This window comes from Reichenbachiella agarivorans, from assembly GCF_025502585.1.
Classification (GTDB): Bacteria; Bacteroidota; Bacteroidia; order Cytophagales; family Cyclobacteriaceae; genus Reichenbachiella; species Reichenbachiella agarivorans.
The window spans coordinates 3,915,883-3,939,182 of the sequence record NZ_CP106679.1 but is presented as its reverse complement, the minus strand read 5'-3'; the positions used below and the strand labels follow the sequence as shown (position 1 = coordinate 3,939,182).

21 protein-coding genes are annotated in these 23,300 nt (G+C 42.9%); 5 read left to right on the top strand and 16 right to left on the bottom strand.

All coding sequences use genetic code 11. The features are described from left to right. Window positions 1-107 precede the first annotated feature (107 nt). The 3 genes from N6H18_RS16460 to N6H18_RS16450 all read left to right on the top strand — a co-directional run bounded on the left by N6H18_RS16460 (window position 108) and on the right by N6H18_RS16450 (window position 4,598). Complete coding sequence (locus N6H18_RS16460; protein ID WP_262309378.1) at window positions 108-1,040, top strand: NAD(P)-dependent oxidoreductase; 933 nt, start codon at window positions 108-110, stop codon at window positions 1,038-1,040. Between the two features lie 40 nt (window positions 1,041-1,080). Continuing rightward, window positions 1,081-2,997: a RecQ family ATP-dependent DNA helicase gene (locus tag N6H18_RS16455; protein ID WP_262309377.1), complete on the top strand. Its 1,917-nt coding sequence runs from the start codon at window positions 1,081-1,083 to the stop codon at window positions 2,995-2,997. A gap of 746 nt (window positions 2,998-3,743) precedes the next feature. Continuing rightward, entirely contained in the window at window positions 3,744-4,598 is an 855-nt protein-coding gene (locus N6H18_RS16450) for a hypothetical protein (protein ID WP_262309376.1), read from the top strand. A gap of 134 nt (window positions 4,599-4,732) precedes the next feature. Here N6H18_RS16450 and N6H18_RS16445 read toward each other — a convergent pair whose 3' ends face one another. Then, a complete protein-coding gene (locus N6H18_RS16445) occupies window positions 4,733-5,707 on the bottom strand; it encodes a polyprenyl synthetase family protein (protein ID WP_262309375.1) in 975 nt (324 codons plus the stop codon). A gap of 369 nt (window positions 5,708-6,076) precedes the next feature. Between N6H18_RS16445 and N6H18_RS16440 the strand changes: the two genes are divergently transcribed. Further along, on the top strand, window positions 6,077-6,856 hold the full coding sequence (locus tag N6H18_RS16440) for a DUF952 domain-containing protein (RefSeq protein ID WP_262309374.1): 780 nt from the start codon (window positions 6,077-6,079) through the stop codon (window positions 6,854-6,856). Window positions 6,857-6,953: 97 nt separating this feature from the next. Next, on the top strand, window positions 6,954-7,541 hold the full coding sequence (locus N6H18_RS16435; protein WP_262309373.1) for a hypothetical protein: 588 nt from the start codon (window positions 6,954-6,956) through the stop codon (window positions 7,539-7,541). Between the two features lie 87 nt (window positions 7,542-7,628). On the opposite strand, the gene N6H18_RS16430 is transcribed toward N6H18_RS16435, so the two are convergent. From N6H18_RS16430 to N6H18_RS16360, 15 genes are all read right to left on the bottom strand, one after another. Beyond that, window positions 7,629-8,957, bottom strand: a complete 1,329-nt coding sequence (locus N6H18_RS16430; RefSeq protein ID WP_262309372.1) for a hypothetical protein — start codon at window positions 8,955-8,957, stop codon at window positions 7,629-7,631. Next, window positions 8,941-10,659, bottom strand: a complete 1,719-nt coding sequence (locus N6H18_RS16425; protein WP_262309371.1) for a VWA domain-containing protein — start codon at window positions 10,657-10,659, stop codon at window positions 8,941-8,943. The genes N6H18_RS16430 and N6H18_RS16425 overlap by 17 nt, the downstream gene beginning before the upstream one ends. Continuing rightward, window positions 10,652-11,662: a VWA domain-containing protein gene (locus tag N6H18_RS16420; protein WP_262309370.1), complete on the bottom strand. Its 1,011-nt coding sequence runs from the start codon at window positions 11,660-11,662 to the stop codon at window positions 10,652-10,654. Before N6H18_RS16420 ends, N6H18_RS16425 begins: the two co-directional genes overlap by 8 nt. Further along, window positions 11,652-12,143 carry a DUF4381 domain-containing protein gene (locus N6H18_RS16415; RefSeq protein WP_262309369.1) on the bottom strand — a complete coding sequence of 164 codons (492 nt, stop codon included), beginning with the start codon at window positions 12,141-12,143 and terminating at the stop codon, window positions 11,652-11,654. Before N6H18_RS16415 ends, N6H18_RS16420 begins: the two co-directional genes overlap by 11 nt. Beyond that, entirely contained in the window at window positions 12,140-13,084 is a 945-nt protein-coding gene (locus N6H18_RS16410) for a DUF58 domain-containing protein (RefSeq protein WP_262309368.1), read from the bottom strand. Before N6H18_RS16410 ends, N6H18_RS16415 begins: the two co-directional genes overlap by 4 nt. Window positions 13,085-13,165: 81 nt before the next feature. Further along, complete coding sequence (locus tag N6H18_RS16405; RefSeq protein ID WP_262309367.1) at window positions 13,166-14,131, bottom strand: AAA family ATPase; 966 nt, start codon at window positions 14,129-14,131, stop codon at window positions 13,166-13,168. Window positions 14,132-14,213: 82 nt separating this feature from the next. Next, entirely contained in the window at window positions 14,214-14,954 is a 741-nt protein-coding gene (locus N6H18_RS16400; RefSeq protein WP_262309366.1) for a hypothetical protein, read from the bottom strand. Window positions 14,955-14,979: 25 nt separating this feature from the next. Beyond that, window positions 14,980-15,993 (bottom strand): HAD family hydrolase, encoded by a 1,014-nt coding sequence (locus N6H18_RS16395; RefSeq protein WP_262309365.1) that lies wholly within the window; start codon window positions 15,991-15,993, stop codon window positions 14,980-14,982. Between the two features lie 67 nt (window positions 15,994-16,060). Continuing rightward, window positions 16,061-17,572 carry an arylsulfatase gene (locus N6H18_RS16390; protein WP_262309364.1) on the bottom strand — a complete coding sequence of 504 codons (1,512 nt, stop codon included), beginning with the start codon at window positions 17,570-17,572 and terminating at the stop codon, window positions 16,061-16,063. Between the two features lie 12 nt (window positions 17,573-17,584). Continuing rightward, entirely contained in the window at window positions 17,585-19,135 is a 1,551-nt protein-coding gene (locus N6H18_RS16385; RefSeq protein WP_262309363.1) for an arylsulfatase, read from the bottom strand. Window positions 19,136-19,362: 227 nt separating this feature from the next. After that, window positions 19,363-19,953, bottom strand: coding sequence for an OmpW family outer membrane protein (locus N6H18_RS16380; RefSeq protein ID WP_262309362.1), 591 nt, complete (start codon window positions 19,951-19,953; stop codon window positions 19,363-19,365). Between the two features lie 13 nt (window positions 19,954-19,966). After that, window positions 19,967-20,578, bottom strand: a complete 612-nt coding sequence (locus N6H18_RS16375) for a DUF4136 domain-containing protein (protein WP_262309361.1) — start codon at window positions 20,576-20,578, stop codon at window positions 19,967-19,969. After that, window positions 20,578-20,874: a hypothetical protein gene (locus tag N6H18_RS16370; RefSeq protein WP_262309360.1), complete on the bottom strand. Its 297-nt coding sequence runs from the start codon at window positions 20,872-20,874 to the stop codon at window positions 20,578-20,580. Before N6H18_RS16370 ends, N6H18_RS16375 begins: the two co-directional genes overlap by 1 nt. A gap of 214 nt (window positions 20,875-21,088) precedes the next feature. Then, window positions 21,089-21,415 (bottom strand): DMT family transporter, encoded by a 327-nt coding sequence (locus N6H18_RS16365; protein WP_262309359.1) that lies wholly within the window; start codon window positions 21,413-21,415, stop codon window positions 21,089-21,091. Window positions 21,416-21,424: 9 nt separating this feature from the next. Then, a complete protein-coding gene (locus N6H18_RS16360; protein ID WP_262309358.1) occupies window positions 21,425-23,290 on the bottom strand; it encodes a peptidase U32 family protein in 1,866 nt (621 codons plus the stop codon). Window positions 23,291-23,300 lie beyond the last annotated feature (10 nt).

The following is a 23,300-nucleotide window of genomic DNA, read 5'->3' as shown; positions in this document are numbered from 1 at the left end:
TTCGGGAGTTTAGAGTTAAAGGTATGAAAGTTAAAAAGTGGAACATTATTATTTTCCATTCACTCAAATAGGATAAAGTAAAATTTGAGTTGAGTACAAATACAATCATGAAAAAAATTCTCATCATTGATGACATGCATGACAGCATCACTGCCATGCTCCACAAGATTGGTTTTGAAGCAGATTATCAACCCTTCGTGACACGCGAGCAAATCATGGAGGCTCCCGATCTATACGTAGGCATGATCGTGAGGAGTAAAACCACCATTGATGCGGAGTTGCTGTCAACCAAGCCGAGTGTCAAATTTATAGGCAGAGCTGGAGCGGGTATCGATCAGTTGGAGGTAAGCTATATTCATGAGCACGGGATTCAAATCCTCAATGCTCCTGAAGGAAACCGTGATGCCCTTGGTGAGCATGTACTCGGGATGTTGCTGAGTTTGTCCAACAACCTGGTACGTGCCAATCGGGAGGTGAAAAGCTACATCTGGGACCGAGAAGGCAACAGAGGTTTTGAGTTGAGTGGCAAAACCATTGCGCTGTTGGGATATGGACACATGGGCAGTGCGGTGGCGGAGAAGTTGGCTGGTTTTGGCTGTCGCGTGATCGCTTACGACATCAGCAAGACCAATTTTACAGACCTGTATGTAGAGGAGGTTAGCATGGAGGATATTTTTGAGCAGGCAGATATATTCAGTTTGCATGTCCCGCTCACTGATCATACACGAAATCTCGTAGATGCAGATTACTTGCAGCAATTCAAAAAGAACATAGTACTGATCAATGCTGCCAGAGGAGAAGTGGTGGTGACCAAAGACCTGTTGCAGGCAATGCAATCTGGCAAAGTCACCCATGCAGGATTGGATGTGTTGGAGAACGAAAAATTTACCAAACTCACGGCCGAACAAAAGCAGACCTATGATGCTTTGTTTGCCATGGATCGAGTGTTGGTGTCACCACATGTGGGTGGTTGGTCCTATGAGTCTTATCAGAATATCAACCGAGTCCTTGTAGATAAGATCGCTAAACTCGATCTTTAGTCCATGAAGCAAGTCACCTTTTATCACGACTGTTGATCTATTGGCTACTCCACACGACATACTCAAACAATACTGGGGTTACGAGGATTTTCGTCCCATGCAGCTGGACATCATCGAGTCTGTGTTGGCGGGCAAGGACACCTTGGCTCTCTTGCCAACTGGAGGAGGTAAATCCATTTGTTTTCAGGTGCCAGCATTGATGTTGGAAGGTGTATGTTTGGTGATTTCTCCATTGGTCGCTCTGATGAATGATCAAGTCTATCAATTGAAAAAACGTGGAATCAAAGCTGCCGCGTTGTATTCAGGCTTGCCCAATCGCGAAATTGATGTATTGCTAGACAATTGCGTGCAGGGTCAGGTGAAGTTTCTCTATGTAGCGCCAGAGCGATTGACTTCAGATCTCTTTGTCGCTCGGGTTAAGCAAATGAATGTGAGCCTATTGGCGGTGGATGAGGCGCATTGCATCTCGCAGTGGGGCTATGACTTTCGCCCATCTTATGCAGACATTGCTCAGGTGTATGACATCCTCCCAGCCGTCAAGAAGATTGCGTTGACTGCTACTGCGACCAAGGATGTCAAGCAGGATATCTGTGAAAAGCTAAGCTTTGTCAATCCACAGATTTTCCAAAAGAGCTTTGCACGTAAGAATTTATCCTACTCGGTGTTTGATCTGGAGAACAAAGGACCAAAAATGCTGGAGATTCTAACCAATGTCAAAGGCAGTGCCATCGTCTATGTGAGGAGCCGCAAGGAAACGGAAAATGTAGCCAAATTTCTCTACCAAAAGGGAATCTCATCGGACTTTTACCACGCAGGGCTAGCGCCAGATGTGAGGCAAAAGAAGCAAGAGGAGTGGATCAAAAACATCAGGAGGGTGATGGTCTGTACCAATGCCTTCGGGATGGGGATCGACAAGCCTGATGTGCGGATCGTGATTCATTTGGATCTCCCAGATTCTTTGGAGTCCTACTATCAGGAAGCGGGACGTGCGGGTCGTGATGAGCGAAATGCCTATGCGATCTTGCTGTACAACGCCACAGATGTATTCAACCTGGAGCGAAGTGAGAAACTGAGGAATCCTTCCCTAGAATATGTCGAGCGGATCTACCAAGCGCTTGCCAATTATTACAAATTGGCCACTGGCAGTAGCGAATGGCAGAGTTTTGATTTTGATCTCAAGGCGTTTTCCTATCAGTACAACCTCCAAGCCATGGAGGTGTATCATACCATCAAAAAATTGCAGGAGATGGGGCTGCTCTTGCTCAGCGAAAACTCCTCACGTGGCAGCAGTCTGACGATCAACGTGTCCAACAAGGAGATCTACAAGTTCGTGATTGCCAATGCCCGCTACGATGCTTTGTTCAAAGCCCTATTGCGCCTGTATGGAGGGGAGTTGTATTTGGACTTCATGACGATCTCTGAGTTCGAGTTGGCCAAGGTGAGTCAGGATTCTAAGAGTGAGGTGATCAAGAAGCTGAATTTTCTGTCCCAAAATGGAATGGTAATCTACGATCCGTTGAAGACCAAACCACAGTTGACCTACTTGATGCCTCGACAGGAGCAGTCTGCATTGAAGCGATACTATCGACTCACCGAACCCCGACAGGAGGTAATCAAACAGAAAACACAGGCCATGGTCGCCTACACCCAAAACAGAACAGGCTGTCGCACGAGGATATTCCAAGAGTATTTTGACGAAGTAGTATATCTCAACTGCGGTGTCTGCGATGTCTGCATCAAAGCCAAGAAGGAGGAGGGGTTTGAGGTGGAGATTGAAAAAGCCCAACGAGCCATTCTCCATGCACTAGAAACCAAAAAAAGACAAACTCTGGCAGCACTCAAACAATCATCAGGACAGCACAATGACTTTGTACTCACCGAGGCGATTAGAGGCTTGATGGATGACGGGATCGTCTATTTGAATAGCGATGATCTGATCGAGATGGTTCCGAGGTAATACGCGATTGGCTTGCTGCATTGCGCTCAGTGTTTGACGCAATACGGTCGGGTAGAAATACAAAGAGTCACACCCAAATACAGTCGTTGGAATACCCCGTAGAGAGTGTAGATTCATTAGCTAAAAACATGTCTTCAAAAACCCGCGCAGATGTAGTTCCAAGTCTGCTGTGGTTTTCTCTAAAGTCTGCTGTGGTTTTGTCCAAAGTCTGCCTAGGTTTTGTCCCAAGACTAGGCAGACTTTGCCTTAAGTCTGCCTAGTCTTTTTTTAAATCTGCGCAGGTTTGGCTCCAAATCCGCGCAGACTTGACATCAAATCCGTGCAGACTTGGCATCAAGTCCGTGCAGACTTTGTATCAAATCTGCGCGGGTTTTTAGATACACTACAAATGGCATTGAAAAAGGGTGTTTTTGATGCTTTTGAGCGGTTTTCTGGGTTTGTTTCATTTGCAAGATTTCTCACAGTTACATCATCGTCGAAGACCTATAAGGTTTTTAAAACCTTATAGGTCTAAATAGATACTGTCCTTCCTGCTCTGGGACAGCAGATTCCCTATATCTGGGTATTTTTTGCTGGTGATTTGACTTTTAAGATTGGATGTTTGTATCGAAGGGAGGAAAGGAGTATTCTTGGGGGAATCAATAATATAGAGGCCATCCAGATGTACTACTGTGTAGCTGCAACAAAATTACAAAACGTTATAAAAACCTTTAGCTATCAAACCTCTAAACTGAACAAAATCTACCTTGAATTTTAAAGTGACCGAACTCTACGACATATTCAGTAACAGAGAACTTTCTACAGTTATATGGATATTGCCAATAATTTTGGGGATTCAATTTAACAAGGGAATAAGAATGGCCTCAAGGGGCGTTCTTAAATCCTTCTTTGTTACTTCTATCTTAATAGTCATCTTGTTAGCAATTCTTTATTCAAGTTCAATAATATATCTGCTTTATCGACTTAGTTTTTGGGACTTCTCACTTTTTAAAGATTCAATTTATTGGTTCATTGGATCTGGGTTTCTCATTCTATTTAACCTGAAAAAAGCTGGAAAGGAAAAGGACTTCTTCAAGAACATGGTTCGTGATAATTTAAAGTTAATTTTGATATTGGAGTTTGTCGTAAATATTCACCAATTCAGTTTGATAACTGAACTTATACTCCTACCAATTATTGCTTTCCTTGCAATGATCCAAGCTGTTGCAGAGCGAGAGGAACGAACTCAGAAAGTCAAATCACTAATTGATTGGGTTTTTACAATTTTCGGAGTTGTTGTACTTGGAATTTCAATTCGTGATATCTGGATTGATTTTCATGGTTTTGCAAACTTACCAAACCTAAAGTCCTTTCTGCTACCGATTATCTTATCAATTACCTTTATCCCCTTCGCTTACTGCATTGCGTTTTACATGAACTTAGAATTGATATTTGTTCGATTAGGAATGTTTCTAAAAAATAACAAGGATATAAGGTATGCCAAGAGGCAAACCATCTTGATGAGTAGATTGAGTCTCAAGAAATTGAACAAAATTTCTCCTAAAATCAATACCCTCTATAATGGATCAACTAGGGAAGACATCAGAAACGCTATAACTTAAAATACGATAACTAGTCCCCCAATCGTCCGCGTCTTTAACCTGACGGCTATGGTCACAGACGAGGATGATTTGAACTAAAAATATTTCCCACTCAGTCTCAAACGTACAGCGCAAGGCGCTTAGCGTAAAGCGAATTATTTCGACCTCTCTATCGTGAACTGTACGAGCTGCTCCAGCGACTGGCGTGCCTCTGAGTCTGGGAAGGTACGGAGGATGTCGATGGCTTCTGTATGGTAGCGATTCATCACGCCTTGGGCATAGTCCAGCCCACCTTTGTCCACTACAAATTTGATTACCTCATTGACTTTTTTGGTATTCTCGTTGTGCTTTTTGATGATGTTGATGATGTGCTTCTTTTCACTCCTAGACGATTGATTGAGCGCATGAATCAGTGGCAAGGTCATCTTCTTTTCGCGAATGTCAATACCCAGAGGCTTGCCAATTTCTTGGGTGCCATAGTCGAAGAGATCGTCCTTGATCTGGAAGGCCATTCCGACTTTCTCACCAAACTCACCAAAGGATTGGATGGTGACAGGATCAGCTCCTGCCGAAGCGACACCTACTTTGCAACAGGCAGTGATCAAGCTGGCTGTTTTTTGTCGGATCACTTCGTAGTAGACTTCTTCTGTGATGTCCAGTTTTTTGGCTTTCTCCATCTGGAGAATCTCTCCTTCGCTCATCTCGCGGATGGCTTCTGATACGATTTTGAGCAGATCGAAATCACCATTGTCGATGGACAGGAGCATGCCTCTAGACAGTAGAAAGTCACCGACCAAGACAGCAATTTTGTTTTTCCAGAGTGCATTGACGGAGAAGAAACCTCGCCTGTAGGTGGATTCATCTACCACATCATCGTGGACTAGGGTGGCGGTGTGGAGGAGTTCGATCAGGGAGGCACCACGGTAGGTAGAGTCTTCGATTTTCCCGACGGTGGCAGCACATAAGAAGACGAACATAGGTCGCATCTGTTTGCCCTTTCGTTTGACGATGTACGACATGATTTTGTCGAGCAGCATCACATTACTTTTCATGGATGACCTGAATCGTTTCTCGAATTCTGCCATTTCCAGAGAAACGGGTGCTTGTATATCCTTTATCTTCAATGCCATGATCTGGACGCAATATTAATACAATGTGCGCAATGATCTTATTAGAGTATTAATTATTTAGTTGTTAGACCGAAATGGTCAATTTGATCCTGAGTTCAGGAGTTAAAAAGTGAAATGTTTAAAGTCAATAGTTATAAGTTGAAAGTCCGTAAAGCTTGAAAGTGGAAAGTTTGACAGCTTTTTGACTCCTTGCCCTGATTTTTGTTTATTTTTTATCAAGAAAAGTAAGAGTCCTCCGACTTGAGGGGGAATATTGGAGTAAACTAGTTATCTACATGACTGAAATACACTTTCCACTATAAATCATATAGACCCAAAACTTTCTTACTTTTAACCCTTCACGAATAACCATTCGTTACACAAGAATAAATGAGTGACCAAGAAGAGATGACCAAACAAGAAGCCGCTGTGTTGCAATGCTATATGAATAAAGAAGGGGATAATTCGAACAAAATCATCCTGTATTCTGGCATGATGCAGATCGTCCACAAGGGAAAAAGTACGGTCATTGATTTTGATAAAATCAAGTTAATTCAGGTGCAGACCAAAAAACTGATCGTTGCATTGGTAGGAGGAGGGATCGGGACTTCTCTTTCGATGATGGCGCTACCACTGGGTTGGTACAATTACAACCTCAACCTGTTTAGCATCTTTTTCTTCTTTGGATTGATGTATTGGGGATTTATCGGGCAAAAGGCTTTGGTGGTTGAAGAGAAGAACCATCAGCATGTGTTTTTGCTTGGTCAGGTCAATTTCGTGGTATCAAGACTGATCAGTCATCTGTACCAGCGGATGAATACCCAGAGGTCTGTCTTGGCGCAACCGATTTTTCATTTGACCACTGCTGAGCTTTGGAATAGTCAATTGTCGGAGTTCAATTATACCCATTCTTCATTAGAGACCGAGGGATTTATCCATTGCTCAGTGATGGAGGAATTGATGATTTCGTATCAGCGCTACTTCGATGCGGGAGTGGACATGGTGTTGTTGGTGATACATCCCGATCGATTGGATCAGCGGCTAGAGTGGGAGTATGTTGAGTCCAGACAAGCTCGTTTTCCACATGTCATGGGGCCGATCAATAAATCCAGCATAGTGTCTGCTTTATTGTTTCATGGAGAGGAAAAACTACAAAACCTGTTGAGTTGAGATACAATGAATTGTTCAGCATTATCCATGCAAGGATCACAATAAAACAACCCGTAATGCTTATTGTTGTTGGAGTAAAAATCAAACTATATATTCTATGAAACACATCCTTACATTTGCTATCCTGTTGGTGAGTATTCAATTGCATGCTCAAAAATCTACTGATTATTACTATGAAATCCCCGATGCGCCAGATCACTACAGTGCAGGTACAGTGGCAGCTAGATTGCTTGACGGGTTGGGGTATCGGTACTATTGGGCTACTGCGAGTCTGACCGAGACAGATTTGCAATACCAACCCAATGCGGAGGCGAGAACTACGCAAGAGACAGTGGATCATATTTATGATTTGACGAGGGTTGTTTACAATTCCGTTTTGCAGCAAGCGACAGATGTACGAATGGCTACACCAGAGATGACTTTTGCTCAAAAAAGAGAAGCCACCCTTAAAAACATCGAAGAAGCCAGCCTCCTACTGAGAAATAGCAAAGACAAGGATTTTAAAAACTACAACGTGGTATTTCTCAGTGACAAGGGGAGCAAAGAATATCCTTTTTGGAATGATATCAATGGCCCTATCGCAGATGCCATTTGGCACTGTGGTCAAATCTCTTCCTTTAGACGCAGCACTGGCAACCCACTCAACTCCAAGGCCAATATGATGGATGGCAAAGTAAAGGAGTGAACCAAGCACAACCTACCTACACTGGCTATATGAGGGCTCTGAATCCTATGCTCGGTTTCACAGGGAGAAAGTATCGTCATTGGAAACTCACGGATTGATCCATCCTGGTTGAGATTGAAAGCCCAATTGATTTTGACTTTGTAGATAATTCTTTCTGGCTGATTTCCATTCCTTTGTATGGAGACAAAGAGAAGAGACAGTTTCTCGATTGGAAAATGCTTGTCGCAAGGCATCGGTTCCAAAATTGTCTACAAAGTAGCGTAAGGTAGGTTGTTCCAATTTCAATTCGTCGATCCATCGATACAGTGCTTGTTCTGACTGGTTTGCCTTGTTGTGGTGAGAGGCTTTTTTGTAAAGGTCAAAAAAGTATGCCTCCGATGCTCGGTAGTTTTGTCTGTGCTGACGAAACGCAGCGATCAAATACCGCAACACCTTGATCAGTATGTACAGCATGAGCAGAGACAATACCGAGATGGTAGCGAGCTGTTTGGCTGACAATCCCATAAAACGCCAAGGCTGATCTTCTTGCGCAGTGGCTTCCACTGTCTGTTGCTGCACGAGTAGGCTGTCACGCACACTTTTGAGCACGCCCAAATCAGGGTTGGGTTGTACCTCGATTGTTATCGATTTGAGTGTGCGTTTGTAGAGTTTTTTGCGATAGGGATGGAAATAGGTAAACACCATTTCGGGCAAAGTGACCGTGCCTTCCTTTTCGAAAAGATACCGCATGCCTTCTGTTCGCGACGAACTAATGCTGGTTTTTCCCTTTTCGTTGTGGGTGATGCTGCGATCGGGGTACATGCTCACACTGGCCGTGCTATCCCATCCAATAGGAGGAATCAATTCGGCAACTGTACCATACACGGTACGAGCAATCTTGCGCTCCAGTACATCTCCAACTTTTACTTGTTTCAGGCTGCCAGACCAATGATCAGATACATACATTCCTGTAGCCACCAGCCAGTCTGTCTTATCAAACCCTGGAGGAGCTGGGCGTACTTTGATTACCTTTTCTTGCGTTTTTAGGTGGTGTTTTACACCCTTGAAATCTCCATCTGGAGGAGTCTCTACTTCCAAAGTCAGAGATGGAAAGACAATGTCCTCTTCTTGATAAGGAAAAACGTGGTAGATCAGTTGGATACCCGGATAATTGACACCATCTACATACATGGACACACTGACGGGTCTAAAATAAATTGTATAAGCACCATCAATCTGGATGTTGCCCAAGTCCAAACCAGAGGTAAACCATGTAGAAGTGTACACTGTGATACTGACCTCAACAGGTTGACCGACATAGGTAGCCGAGCGGTTGAGGTGCACCTGACTCCAAAGCCTTTGCGCCTGTAGGTCTGTGGTGAGCGCTACTATCGCCAACCACACCCAAATCAGATAGAATTTACCATTTGGTCTCATTGGCTTTGGGTTTTATTTGGTCTTTGCGTACCTGATATTCGAATTTTCGCTGCAAAAACATCGAAGGATCGTCATCTACTTTTTGCATGATGATGTTGGTATCGTTCTGTTTTTGAATTTCAATATCCATGTCTTTAGGAGGCATATCGAGTTCCTTTCCCTTGTGAATGTTGGATGCCACATTTTCTTCTAGCCGCTTTTTTTCCATGTCTTTTTTAGTTGCTTCTTGCCCTCCACCACTCAGGTCTTCCATGCTGTCGTTGCGCTTCATTTTGGCTTGGGAGCTGTGGTCCTCTTCTGCAGCAGTGCCTACACTCATACCATCTGTTCCTACCAGTCTGCCTAGGGCTTGTTGGTTGCTGCGAGCGGGTTGTAGCTGAGGGTCTAGTGCTACTGCCTGATCAAAAGCCATTAGCGCAGCGATCGTATCACCATTTTGAAAGTATGCCAAGCCGAGATTGTAGGCACCGATGGCAGTGGTGTCTTGGTCAAATGCCTTGATAGCCTGATCATAATCACCCGCTTTATAATAAGCCACTCCCTTGTGCATCATGTCGTCAAATCGATCTCCAGCCATTTCATACTTTCCTTCATTGGCCAGTTTTTGGCCTTGATAGTTTTTGGTAAACCATAGATCTTCAAATGTTTCTATTTGACCACAGGATGACAACAAGAACAATGACACAGCATATATTACCCAACCTTTTCTAAACCAAAATAAGGCAAGAAAGGCCATTGGGAAAATCAATAACCAACCCGCATCTCGCCAATCATCCTTCTTCTCTTTGGGCTGCTCAGTAAACTTCAAGTGAGCGGCTATTTTTTTGCTAATCACCTCTACATCACTGTCATCTAGTGTCATGGCATTGACTGTGACACCTTCTAGTGATCCCAGTTTGTTGAGTGTGGCCTGGTTGATTGATGAGTAGGCAGGGTGTCCATCACTGTCTTTCATCGTGCCACGACCCCAACGTGTCGGAATGGTACTGCCACCTGGGGTGTTCATAGGTAGGATTTCTATTTTGTTTTGAGTCCTTTCGGTAAAATCTTTGAAAATGCTAAACAGGCTGTCATCAAAATCATCGGTCAAAATAACCACCGTGCCAGGTGCATCTGTCACTGACATGATTGTATCAGCCAGTACCAATGCTGCCCCTAAATCCGAACCAGGATAGGGCATGACTGAGGGTTTTAAACCTTTGATATGGCTGTTGATGATTTCATAATCCCATGACAAAGGTACGATGGTGTGAGCAGTACCAGCAAAACCAACCAATGCCACACGTGCTCTTGGGTTCTTTTCGAGTAAATCCTGAATTTTGAATTTGGCTCTTTCTAGGCGATTGGGTTGGAGATCCTCTGCCATCATGCTTTGAGACAGATCCAGCACAATGACCATAGGTGTTTCTAAGACCCGACCAGGGAGTTTGATTGTTTTCCATGTAGGGCCAGCCAGTGCCAACACGCCCAAACACAACATGAGGAGCAAGGCAAAATTCATCCATGCTTTGGTTCGCTGATTGCCTTTTTGGATGACATAGGGTCTCAGATGCGGAGCAATGACCACTTTCCAGCGGATTTCTTGAGCAAAACTCACTAAACCTAGCAGTAGGATGAGTACTATGGGTATGATCAGCCACAAAAATCTAGGTCTGAGAAAGTGAAAAACTTCCCAGTCTATGGGGAACAAACCGTCAAGCATAGTTGGCCTCCTTTCTTTCTCTAAAAACCTTGATCGCGCTCACGAATACTGACAGCATGGTAGATAAAATCGCCAGTGCCATGGCTACAGCCAATGGGTAGGGGTAGAGCATGGTGACAGGTTTGTTTTGTGTTTCTTCATATTCCATAGGTTCCAATTTGTCTAGCTCGCTATAGATTTCTTTGAGTCGGTTTTCATCTTTAGCTAGAAAATATTGACCACCTGTCAATTCCGCTATCTGCTCCAAGGTGCGTTCGTCGAGATCAGACCCACCATGACCAGGTGTGCCGATGCCCAAGGTGTAGATCATCACAGAATCTTTGCGCGCTCTATCAGCTGCATCCAAGGGCTGGATCCCGTCTCCAGCATCGATTCCATCAGTGAGCAAAAGCATGACCTTGGTTTTGAGCGTGTCATTGTCAAACATTTCTAAACCTTTGTTGATCGCCTTGCCAATGTGAGTCATCTGACCTGCCATCCCCACGTCAGCTTCATCGAGCATTTGGCCTACTGTGAGCAAATCGGGCGTGAATGGTGCCTGTATGTACGCATTGGTTCCAAAAAACACCAAACCCATACGATCTCCTTTTCTCTTTTGGATAAAATCATGCATGACGTCCTTTACTGCGTCCCACCGCCGTGATTTTTTACCATCTATTTTCCAATCAGTCTTGGCCATGCTAAATGAAATATCTGCCACGATCAGAAAATTGCGAGAGGTTTTGATTTTCATTTCTGGTTTGCCCACTAGCTGAGGGTTGGTCATTGCTGCGACCAATAGACACCAGATGACAAACATGATTAGCCAACTAAATAGGCCTCTCTTCTTTACAAAGGCTGATTTTCGTGGTTTTTGATCCGTATATTCTACTGCCTTGTGGTAGTTGGGCAAAAGCAACGCCGCACTGCGCATCCTTAGTGATGGCAGTAGCCAATATACCAGTAGCGGTAGTGGCAACAGAGCCAACGCCCAAGGGAATGCTATATGGAAATTATCTGGCATGGGTCAATATCCACTTTTTTGCGTTGGAAATAATTTCTTGTTGTACGGTTTCGTCTACTTGCTCGTCGGCATAGAGTGCAAGGCAAATGTCTGTTTCGTATTGAGTAAACTGAACGCCCTTTGCACTTTTCTCCAAAAAAATGAGCCACGCACCACCGTGTAATGCACCGACTTGCTCTCGTCCAAAAACTTGAATAGCTACACCTTTGATGATCGTAAAAATAGCACTCAAGGTCACCTGATTCAGTGCCTCCATTTCTTGGATAGCTTCTCTGCGGTAGCGATTGTGAATGTACTTCCTGACTTGGAAAATGAGTACAAGCATAAGTATCAATACGATCACACCAAGCAAAATACTCCATCCCACAGTCTCAAAAGTAAAGGTGAATGGGGATGGTTCATACAGTCCTTGCAGGGCGATCTCTTTCGCTCCAGAGCTTAGTTGTACACTATCTGCTATATGTTGAGGTTGTTGTGTCATTTTTTCCTTCCAGCAAAAACATCCTTCAATTGATCATCAATAGAATCTACCGTATTGATGGTAAACACTGGGATTCGATGTTTTTTCATCTGTGATTGAAAATTTTGATAATCTGATTCAAAACCCGTCTCAAAATGATCTCTCAGTGCTTTGTGTTTTCCGTCCACAGTTACTTGTGTGTCGGTATTTCCTGCTACAAACTTGGTTGAGGGTATGATCTTCTCCATAGGATCAGTCACTTTGGCCAAAATCACATCATTGTGTTGTGCGATTTGAGAAATGAAACGCATGACATCCAAGGAATATTGATTGAAGTCACTGATGACTACCACGAGATAGTCATGTGTCACTAGGTTGCGTATTTTCAACATGGCTTCTTTGAGTACATTTTCTCTGGAAGCAACTACTGAGTCTGCAAGCGCTTGGTTTCGAGTTACTATTTTTTCTAGAAAACGAAGGATATTGCGCCGGTCTCGCTTAGGTTGGATGATGTCTATGCCATCGTCAGCTATGACAACTCCTCCGACACGATCCCCTTGTTTGAGTACACGAAATGCCGCCACTGCCGCTAGTTCTGCAGCTACTACAGATTTGGTTCGTACTTGCGAACCGAAAAACATCGTCTTTGATTGATCCACTACGATGAGAGCTGGTTTCTCCTTTTCTTCACTAAACACACGGGTATGTGTTTGTTTGGTGCGGGCGGTTACTTTCCAGTCAATGTTGCGAATATCGTCTCCTTTGACATAGTTTCTCACTTCTTCAAAGTCCAGTCCTCTCCCTCGCAATTTGGATGCATGCTTACCTCCAAGTACACTTTTTACCTTTTGTTTATTAGCCAATAGGCTCATGACCTGAGCAAAACGCTCCATTGACAGCAGTTCTTTCAAACTGGTGAAGACGTCTTTGGGGTAATCGATATGTGAGGTTTTGTTTTTCATGGGTCATTTTTTTCTCCCATAGATGTTTCTAAGCAGTTTTTTATGTACGAGGGAGATTTACTATTGGTAGAGGCGAGTGAATTAACCCACTACTGCGACCTGTTTTAAAACCTCGTCCAACACTTGATCTGCGGTGATACCATCGGCGTTGGCTTCATAACTGAGAATCAAACGGTGGCGCAAGCAGTCGTGGACCACTGCACGGACATCGTCAGGCGTCACAGCCTTGTTGCCACTCATCCAAGCATGGGTTCGGCTGGCACGATCCAGCGCAATAGAGCCCCTAGGACTAGCACCAAAATCTATCCAGCTCCTCAATTCATCGTTGTATTTTTCAGGATAGCGGGTGGCTGAAATAATATCCACAATGTATTTTTCCATATTCTCCGATATTTTGACTTCAGCGATTTCTTGTCTTGCTGCAAAAATGACCTCAGGAGAGATGCGGTCTTTTTGTTCTTTCTTACTTGCTGTTTGTTCTTGTCTGTTGAGACGTAGGATTGTGAGTTCGGAGGCATCATCTGGGTAGCTGATGATCACATGCATCAGGAATCTGTCCATTTGAGCCTCTGGTAGGGGATAGGTACCTTCTTGTTCTACAGGATTTTGAGTAGCCATGACCATAAACAACGAATCCATGGGATAGGTCTGACCCGCTACAGATACCTGCCGCTCTTCCATCGCTTCTAGTAGGGCAGATTGCACTTTGGCTGGGGCTCGGTTGATCTCATCCGCCAGAATCAAGTTGCTAAATATAGGTCCCCGTTGAAAGACAAATTTTTCCTCCAGTTCGGGTTGATAGATTTCTGTGCCTGTAATATCGGAAGGCAAGAGATCTGGGGTGAACTGGATTCTGCTCAATCCACAATTGAGCTCTTTAGACAAAGACTTGATGGCGCGTGTTTTTGCCAAGCCAGGTAGGCCTTCGAGGAGCATGTTGCCATCTGCTAGCAACACCAAGATGATGCGATCGATCAATTGATCCTGCCCAATAATAGAGGCTGACATTCTAGTTTTTAGCTCTTGGATTGATTCTAATGTAGTCATTTCGGTATGTTTGATCGTTTTGTTTGCTAAAATTTTATTCGTACAATTATCTCAATATCATGATTTTGCTGCCACATAGGGACTAAAACAACATTTTAATACCTGTATAAAGCATGGGTAGCTTGTTGTGCAAATCATACTGAGGTTCGAAGAATAAGTTAATTACTGGTCCGTTGGTATCTAATATTTTACCTACCCCAGCTCCTATAGGAATTTCGTGTTGTTCATTCTCAAAATCAAATAACATGCGGGGGTGACTCCTAAAATACCATCCATTCTCAAAGTCATGGTACAGTCCTGGTTGGAACTCCATGGTGAAGATATCTTTGCCACCTTGTAAAGTGGTCAGCGTAATGACTTTCCAGTCACCGAATTTGCTTACCGAGACGAAATTCACACCTCCTGCCCAGCGAGATTTGTGATAGTAGCTAACCACACCTCCTATGCCGAAATGATGCAGGCCATTTTTTGATTTAAACAATCTAGCAACGAGAAAGTTAGCACCACTGAATCGACTATCGTTGGGGTTGTTGTTGTAATTAAACTCTGCTTCGGCGGTGAATCTGTAGAACCAATTGCCATAGGTCAGGTTGGTTAAAAATTGTAGCCGTGATTGATCTTCTCCATAGAATCTATTCCATAATCCTCCAGTGGGACTCGGGTCAATGGGGTTGTTGGCATCTTGGGCACGTAGATCAGTACTGCCAAAAATTAAAATGATCAAAACGACTAATAAAACAGTCCTATCAAACAAGGGTGATCGCTCTATTTTTTCGAGACAGTGTTGTCTTCCTATAGTCGTTTTGGTCAAGTTTATGTTCATTAGGTTAATGGTTATGGTGGTTTAATCAATCGAATGGATATACCTTGTTCCAGTCATCTTTCATATTCACAAGGTTCCATCCGTTGGCTTTTGCTTCATCCAGACCTTTGTCAAACTGGCCGATATGTGACTGGCGGTCATAGGCCCACTCACGCACAGAATCGGTATGGTGTACATACAGCATCATCGATTTGTATTTACCAGAGGCGGTATATTGCATCATCTGTAGGTCACCATCGGAGTTGCCGCCACAAAAGATGGGTCTGCGACCTATGAATTTCCAGATGCCGACTGGTTTCCCTTCTTTGTCATCTATAAAATCCAGTTCTGGTAGACGTGTGATTTGCGGTACACCCTCCTTGATTTCAAATTTTGTTTTGATACTGCTCCCGACAATTTGGTCTTTTGGTATGCCATAGACTGCTTCGGCCCAAGGTCGCATAAACTCTATACCACCACCAGATACAATGAAGGTTTTGAACTCATTGGCTCTGAGGTAATCTAACAATTCCAACATAGGTTGATACACGAGTTGATTATAGGGTTTGTCAAACCTGGGGTGCTTGGCAGTTGCGATCCAGTCAGTGACGATTTGCTCGAATTCATCAGTTGTCATACCTGCATGTGAGGTCATCACCAATTCTATCAATCCTCTTTCTCCAGAAGCCACAAGTGCTTTCATATCACCTTCCAATACAGCTTTGAAGGGTTGTTGCTCATTCCATTCAGGATGATCTGATGCCATCGCCTTGATGCGATCTATGGCAAAGAAAAGTTGGAAATAGGCTGGTTGCTCTGACCAAAGTGTACCGTCATTGTCAAATACGGCAATCCGATCAAGAGGCTTTACATACTCAGGATTCTGGTCATCAGTAACTACATTGACAAAATCAATGATTGCTGTTTTATTACTGCCCTCATTCCAAGAAGGAAGTGGGTCTTTAATTTCTTTTTGTTCGGTTATGGGTTGTGGTGTAGGCTGGCAAGAAAATATCAGGCAGGTACCAGCTAAAAGTATTGTGTATAGGGAGGGTTTCATATAAGCGTGGTAAGTAAAAATTTCCTTGAGCAACGATGTGCTCAAGGAAATAAAAGTTATTGTATAATTAGTTCTTCGGTGGTGCCGTCATGCTTTGAACCACCTTGTCAATAGATAGCGAAGAGCCCATGACAGGAGGGTATTCTTTGAATGTGGACAAGAACTGCCCAGCATAAGCCTGTGCAGGCACAAACAGCCACATATTGTCACCGTACCATTTGGTGTAGAGTGCTGCTTTCCATGAAACTTCGTATGGATCTGCTCTCAAATTGATTACAATTGGCCAGCTAGGAGCTTTTCTGTAAGCCTCATTGATAGAACCTTCCATGATAGTAAAGTGCAACTTCCAGTTGTTATAACGAATAGCATTCATGTTACCTCCAGCATCGAAATAGAATATTTCCTTACGAGGACCTTCTTTTTCTTTTCCTTGGAAGTACGGCATCAAATTATAACCATCTAGGTGAGACTTGAAAGTCTTATTGTTGGCTTTATAGCCTTTCAACATCTTTTCTTTCAAGTTTGGCTCACCTGCTGCAGCTGCTAAGGTAGGCATCATGTCCTCATGAGAGAATATGTCATTGTAGACTGTGCCTGGCTTGATCACACCTGGCCAACGAATGGCTGTAGGTACTCTGAAACCACCTTCCCATGTAGTTCCTTTTTCACCAGCGAATGGTGTAGTACCACCGTCAGGCCATGTGAATTTTTCAGCACCATTGTCTGTAGAGTACATTACGATCGTATTGTCAGCAATGCCTAATTCATCGAGCAAATCAAGCAGTCTACCTACTGAGAGGTCATGCTCTGCCATCGCATCTGGATAGAGACCAATGCCTGTAGCTCCTTCACTTTCAGGTTTTAGGTGAGTCCATACGTGTACACGTGTAGAATTGAACCAACAAAAGAAAGGTTTGCCTTCAGCATGTGCTTTTTTAATAAAGGCCACTGCAGCAGCTTCAAACTCCTCGTCTACAGTTTCCATACGTTTCTTAGTCAATGGCCCTGTATCTTGTACTTTTCCGTCGGCACTACTCTTTAATACGCCACGTGGGCCATATTTTTTTCTAAAATCTGGGTCTTTTGGGTAATAGTAACCTTCTGGTTCTTCCTCAGCATTGAGGTGATAGAGATTTCCAAAGAATTCATCAAATCCATGTGCGGTTGGCAGATGTTGGTCTTGATCACCTAAGTGATTCTTGCCAAATTGACCAGATACATAGCCTTGTGGTTTCAATACTTCGGCGATAGTTGCCTGATTGTCTTGAATACCCTGCTTTGATCCTGGCATGCCGATGGTCAAAAGCCCAGTTCGGAATGGATGTTGTCCTAAGATAAAAGCTGCTCGACCTGCAGTACATGACTGCTGTCCATACCAATCGGTGAATTTGGCACCTTCATTAGCTATTCGGTCAATGTTTGGGGTCTTGTATCCCATCAGACCATTGTTCATGTAGCTGACGTTGCTCCAGCCGATATCATCTCCCCATATCACTAGGATGTTGGGTTTTTTCTTTTGTGCAAATGCCAAAGCGGGTAGCATTAGCAGTACTAATAAAATATTAGTTGTATGTTTCATATTAATGATTGATTAGTTATTTCTAGGTGTATTCAACTTTTCCATTACTTTATCCAAACTAAAACTAGCAGCTTTCATTCTTGGAGGGTAATCCTTAAACGTCATTAAGAAATCTCCTACAATTTTTTGTGCAGGTACCAACATAAATGCATGATCCAGCAACCAATCGTAGTACGTGTTGGAAGTAATTGTTGCAAATTCATAAGGGTCTCTTCTCAGGTTAAAGACCAAAGGCATCCTCAATGGAATAAATGGCTCTGCCCATACCTGCAAAGTACCAGGAGATCGCTGCTCCATAAATACAAGCTTCCAATCATCATATCTTAAGGCTGTCAAATCTCCATCATCTGAGAAATAGAAAATTTCTTTTCTAGGGCCTTTATCCACATCACCTTTGAAATAAGGCACAAAGCTGTAGCCATCTAGATGCACTTTAAAGTTTCTTCCATTTGCGGTATAGCTCTTTAATAGCTTTTGAGGTACGTCTTTTTGACCTGCAGCCTCCAAGAAAGTAGGCATCCAATCCATACCAGACATGATTTCATTACATATAGACCCAGGCTCAACTGTACCAGGCCATCTTACCATAGCAGGGACTCTCCAACCACCTTCCCAGTTGGTGTTTTTTTCTCCTCTGAATGGATTGATACCAGCGTCAGGCCAAGTGTTTTTGTGTGGGCCATTGTCTGTTGAGTACATGACAATCGTGTTGTCAGCAATTTTCAATTCATCCAAAAGGTCTAAAAATTTCCCAACATGCATGTCATGTTCTACCATGCCATCGCCATACTCATTTTGTCCTGATATTCCTCTCAACTCAGGTTTTACGTGTGTTCTGAAGTGCATGCGTGTACCATTCCACCATACGAAAAATGGTTTGTTAGCTTTTACAGCTTCCCTAATAAACTTTATGGCTGCTTCAGATGATTCATCATCTATGGTTTCCATTCTTTTCTTAGTCAATGGTCCCGTATCTTCAATTTTACCATCGGCAGTTGAATGAATCACTCCTCTAGGTCCAAAGTTTTTTCTGAAATTTGGGTATTCTTTTGGATCTGGATAATCTGGTAATTCTGGTTCTTCCTCCGCATTCAAATGATATAGGTTACCATAAAACTCATCAAAACCGTGATTGGTTGGTAAGTGTTCATCTCTGTCTCCAAGGTGATTTTTACCAAACTGACCAGTAACGTAGCCCGCAGGCTTGAGTAGTTCAGCAATCGTTGGATCTTTTTCAGATATCCCTTCTGCTGCACCTGGCATACCTACTTTACTCAATCCTGTTCTGAATACGCTTTGCCCTAGAATAAAGGATGAGCGTCCGGCCGTACAACTTTGCTCTGCGTAGTAGTCGGTGAATATCATTCCTTCCTTAGCAATTCTGTCAATATTTTTTGTTTGATACCCAGTGATTCCAAGTGTATAAGCGCTGATGTTCGATTGTCCGATATCATCTCCCCATATCACAAGGATATTGGGTTTTTTCTTTTGTGCAAATGCCAAAGCGGGTAGCATAAGCATCAAAAGAAGCGCAGTATTAAAAACTACAGTTCGTTTTTTCATAGTTATAATTGATTTATTGTTACGAGAATAATTCATGTAAGTAAGTTAATCTTATATCACATACCTGTTTTATTAAAATTACCGAAACTTCCTCTTTCAGACGGTTTTTCTGTTTTATTTTTGATTAGAATGAGTGAACAAATACTGTGTTCGTTGAGTTTATTTGAAAAGGGTGACACGGTAAAGTGCTGATTTTGATTCCATCACAGATCATATAGGGTGTTCGTTTATAAAGTAATACCAAAATTGAATGTTAAAAAAGATTGCGATTGATCCAATTCGTTGCCTGCTTTGAATCCATTGCAATACTTGATGGAGAACAAGAGAGATTTTGACATTGAGAGTTCATATTGAATGCCTATCTCTGGAGCCAAAGCAAATCCCCAAGCTTCTTCCTCTACACTTTTGATGCCCATATCTGTATCCCTCCTCGTGTACATGGTCCCAATTCCTATTTGAGCATAGGGATTAAACTTACTTTCAGGTTGTAAATAATATGCTGCAGTGGCCATTAGAGGGATGTGATTGCTATACCTAAACTGCTTCCCTGTAGCAGTAATATTGCCTGAACTATAAGTGTCACTGGCTTTCTCCTCATAAAACGTGGTGATGCCAGCACTGAGTCCTACTGAAATCTTCTCATAGAAAAAGTGACTGTAGTTCAAATACACACCGCGAGGACTTACATTTTGGATATAATCACCTACATCACCGAGAGGTATGGCCACAGAATATGCTATGGAGATTTGTCTATCTTGACTATGAGCTAGCGAAAGCGTAGCTACACAGATTGTCAGTATTAATAATAGCTTCTTCATCTGTCTATGTGGGTTAGTTGATTTTCAAATAGGGTGATTGCTCAAAACTCTGATCGATAGCACCGGTTGCTCGATCTATGTCATTGTAGTTGGTCAGTATGCCATTGCTTACGGAAATCCATGGAGCGAGGGATTGACCAATTGGGCTATCTTCTTCGGGATGTGACATGACAAGGATCATGGTACCTACAGTATAGCTACTTATCGTGAAATATGGAGGATAGTACCAGCCCCAGTAATAGTAAGGATACCACCAGTTGTACCACCAATTGTAGAAATAATTGGTGTTGGATATACCAGCTGGTGTGATGACCATGTCAGGTGATTGATCAGTAGCTACCTTGGTCCAGCCATAGGACTGCATATTGTCATCAATTTTGTTGAGGATAGCTGTGGCATATTTTTCCTTCATGTAGACGTAAGTGGTGTCTCCATTTTGATCAATAGTTACATCAATCACGATTTTGTCTGGCATGGCATAAGTCGCCTGTACATCAAAATCAAATGCTTCATCAAAGGCGGTATAGACTACATCCAGTTCTTCTGCGTACTCTGGACCAGATGGATAGCAGCCCTGTAGACATATCATGACTACCGAACAAAATGCATATAGAATCTTTTTCATCAATGGTTTTGGTTAGTTGATAATATAAAAGGAATTAATTGCATTAATCGTTTACTTATGGTTAATGAAATGTTACGAATGCGTGTAGGTTTGTAAAAAGAAAATGAATTGTCTTTCGATTCTTTTTGCTCCTTGCCATTTGCAACCTTTTGTAGTTTGGTTGATTTTACCCAAGAATCCTGGCTTGTTGTAGGGAGTATTTGTTGCGAGATTTTTGCTTGAGCTGATTCTGTTGGATAGTTCCAAATCAAAAGAATCACACTTGCAATTGTCAAGTACAAGGTAGTTGGTTTCATAGTGTGTGGATTTCAAATTGGGAATGTCTAATGAAACTAGGTAACTGAAAGTTTATGATCCATGCGAATCCAATTTTTAATTTAATACTATGCAGGAAGTATTCCAAGGGTTTTTAAGAACATTCCCTGGCTGTCCATGAATTTGTCATAGTGATGTGATACTATAAAGTTCAGAGATCACTGCATTATGATAATAATTTGGGTAGGCTGAATGTCAGTGAGAAACCAGTTTTAGTCCCAAGATGGAACCAATCAAGGTGATGATGAAGAAAATGCGCCAGAAACTAGCTGGGTCTTTGAATAAAAAAATGCCCATCAAAACAGTCCCTACGGCACCTATACCTGTCCATACAGCATAAGCTGTACCTATGGGTAGGTTTTCGGTGGCTTTGATTAACAATAGCATGCTGATACTAAGTGAAAGCAAAAAGCCAGCATACCACCAATATACTTCTACTCCTGTAGTTTCTTTGGCTTTGCCCAAACAAGAGGCAAAAGCTACCTCAAACAATCCAGCGACTATCAGGATGAACCAATGCATATGAGTAGGCTAAAATTCATCTTCATCAAATACCAATTCAGCGTCTTTTTCCCAAATTTCCATTTCGCAAGGCTTGCAGTTGAACTTCAATTTGTACTCGTTTTCGCCATGTTTCAAGACTAGCGGTTCGACTACTTTTTCGCCCATGGTTTCTCGCTGGAATCTCGGGCATTTTCCGAGTTCGTATTTGACACAGTATTTGGTGGTCATCACACGAGATTTTCCTGGATCCCATTGCAGTTCAAATGCCTTTTCGATCTCTGTCACTCCGTGTCGTTTGTAAAATGCTCTAGCAAGTTTGTTGGACACATTGTAGGTGAAGTCCAGTTGTGAGACTGGGTAGGGGTGATCGGTTTTGGTGATTTGGTATTCTTCTCTATGGTATTCGTTGACACGCACATCTATCAATTGCTCTAGAACCACTCGGCGCATTTCGTTGATTTTGGATATGGGTAGAAACCAGTGGTTTGAGAAATTGATCTCGATCTTATCAGCAATGAATGGTGTGTTGCCTGTTTTAGATAAGTTTTTCTTGATGTTATCGATGATGGATTCACCGTTTTTGGTGACTTCCTTTTCTGATTCAATAGACCAAGTGCTGGCATGACCATCTTCGTCGACGGCAGTCAATTGGAAGCCATTGCTTGTTTCATCAAGGACAAGCGTTACGCCAATTTTTCTGATCGCACTATCTTCTCTTTCTACCAACTTGTTGAATGCAGCATCGGCATTTCGAGAGATCAATGTACCTGGTTTGATGGGTTTGAAGGTGTTGGGAATGACCAAGTCGTCGATGATGGTGTTGATTTGTACCCCATCGGCCTCTCCATTTTCATTGATGAAATATAAGCCATCGCCATTGTTGAGCTTGTAGGCATTTTCGATGACATAGCCGTTGCCTTTGACTTCCACCAATCTGCCTATCACTTGTCCTTGAGATTTAGGTGTTTCCCATGACCCGATTTTTTCTGTACGCTTGTTGACGAAGTAGTCTGTGTAGCCTCTGTTGAAGCTGCGATCCATTTCTGCGTCAAAGTTATAAAAGGTTCTGCCAGAGGATGCCTTCTCGAATTTTTCGTTCCCCTCTAGGAAGCTGTCAAGTTTTTTTCTGAGAAAGGATACATTGTTTTTGACATAAACGATGTCTTTGAGTCTTCCTTCTATTTTGAACGAAGTGATCCCTGCCTCGATTAGATTTGGTAACTGATCACTGAGATCCAAATCCTTGATAGAAAGCAAATGACTGTTGGCAATCAATGTTTTGCCTGTACCATCGATCAGGTTGTAGGGCAATCTGCAGTTTTGTGCACAAGATCCTCGGTTGGCAGAGCGCTCACCACCCGCGATGCTCATGTAGCAATTGCCACTAAACGACACACACAGTGCGCCTGACACGAAAAACTCCAATTCTACATCGGTAGCCTCACTGATTTCTCTGATTTGATCGAGGTTCAGTTCTCTTGCCAATACCACCCGTTTCATTCCTGCATCTTTCAGGAATTTGACATGTTTTGGGTCACGGTTGTTGGCTTGTGTGCTTGCATGGATTACAATAGGAGGGATGTCCATCTCCATGATGGCCATGTCTTGGACGATCAGGGCATCTACGCCAATCTCATACAATTCAAAGATCAGTTTTCTGCAAGTTTCTAATTCCTTGTCGTACAAAATCGTGTTGAGTACCACGAATACCTGCGCCTTAAACAAATGTGCGTATCTCACCAATTCTGCGATGTCTTCGACTGAATTGGTTGCATTGGTTCGGGCACCAAATTGAGGCGCACCAATGTACACAGCATCAGCACCCGCGTTGATGGCTGCCATGCCTTGATACAGATTCTTGGCAGGAGCGAGGATTTCAACTTTCTTCTTCATACGAGCTACA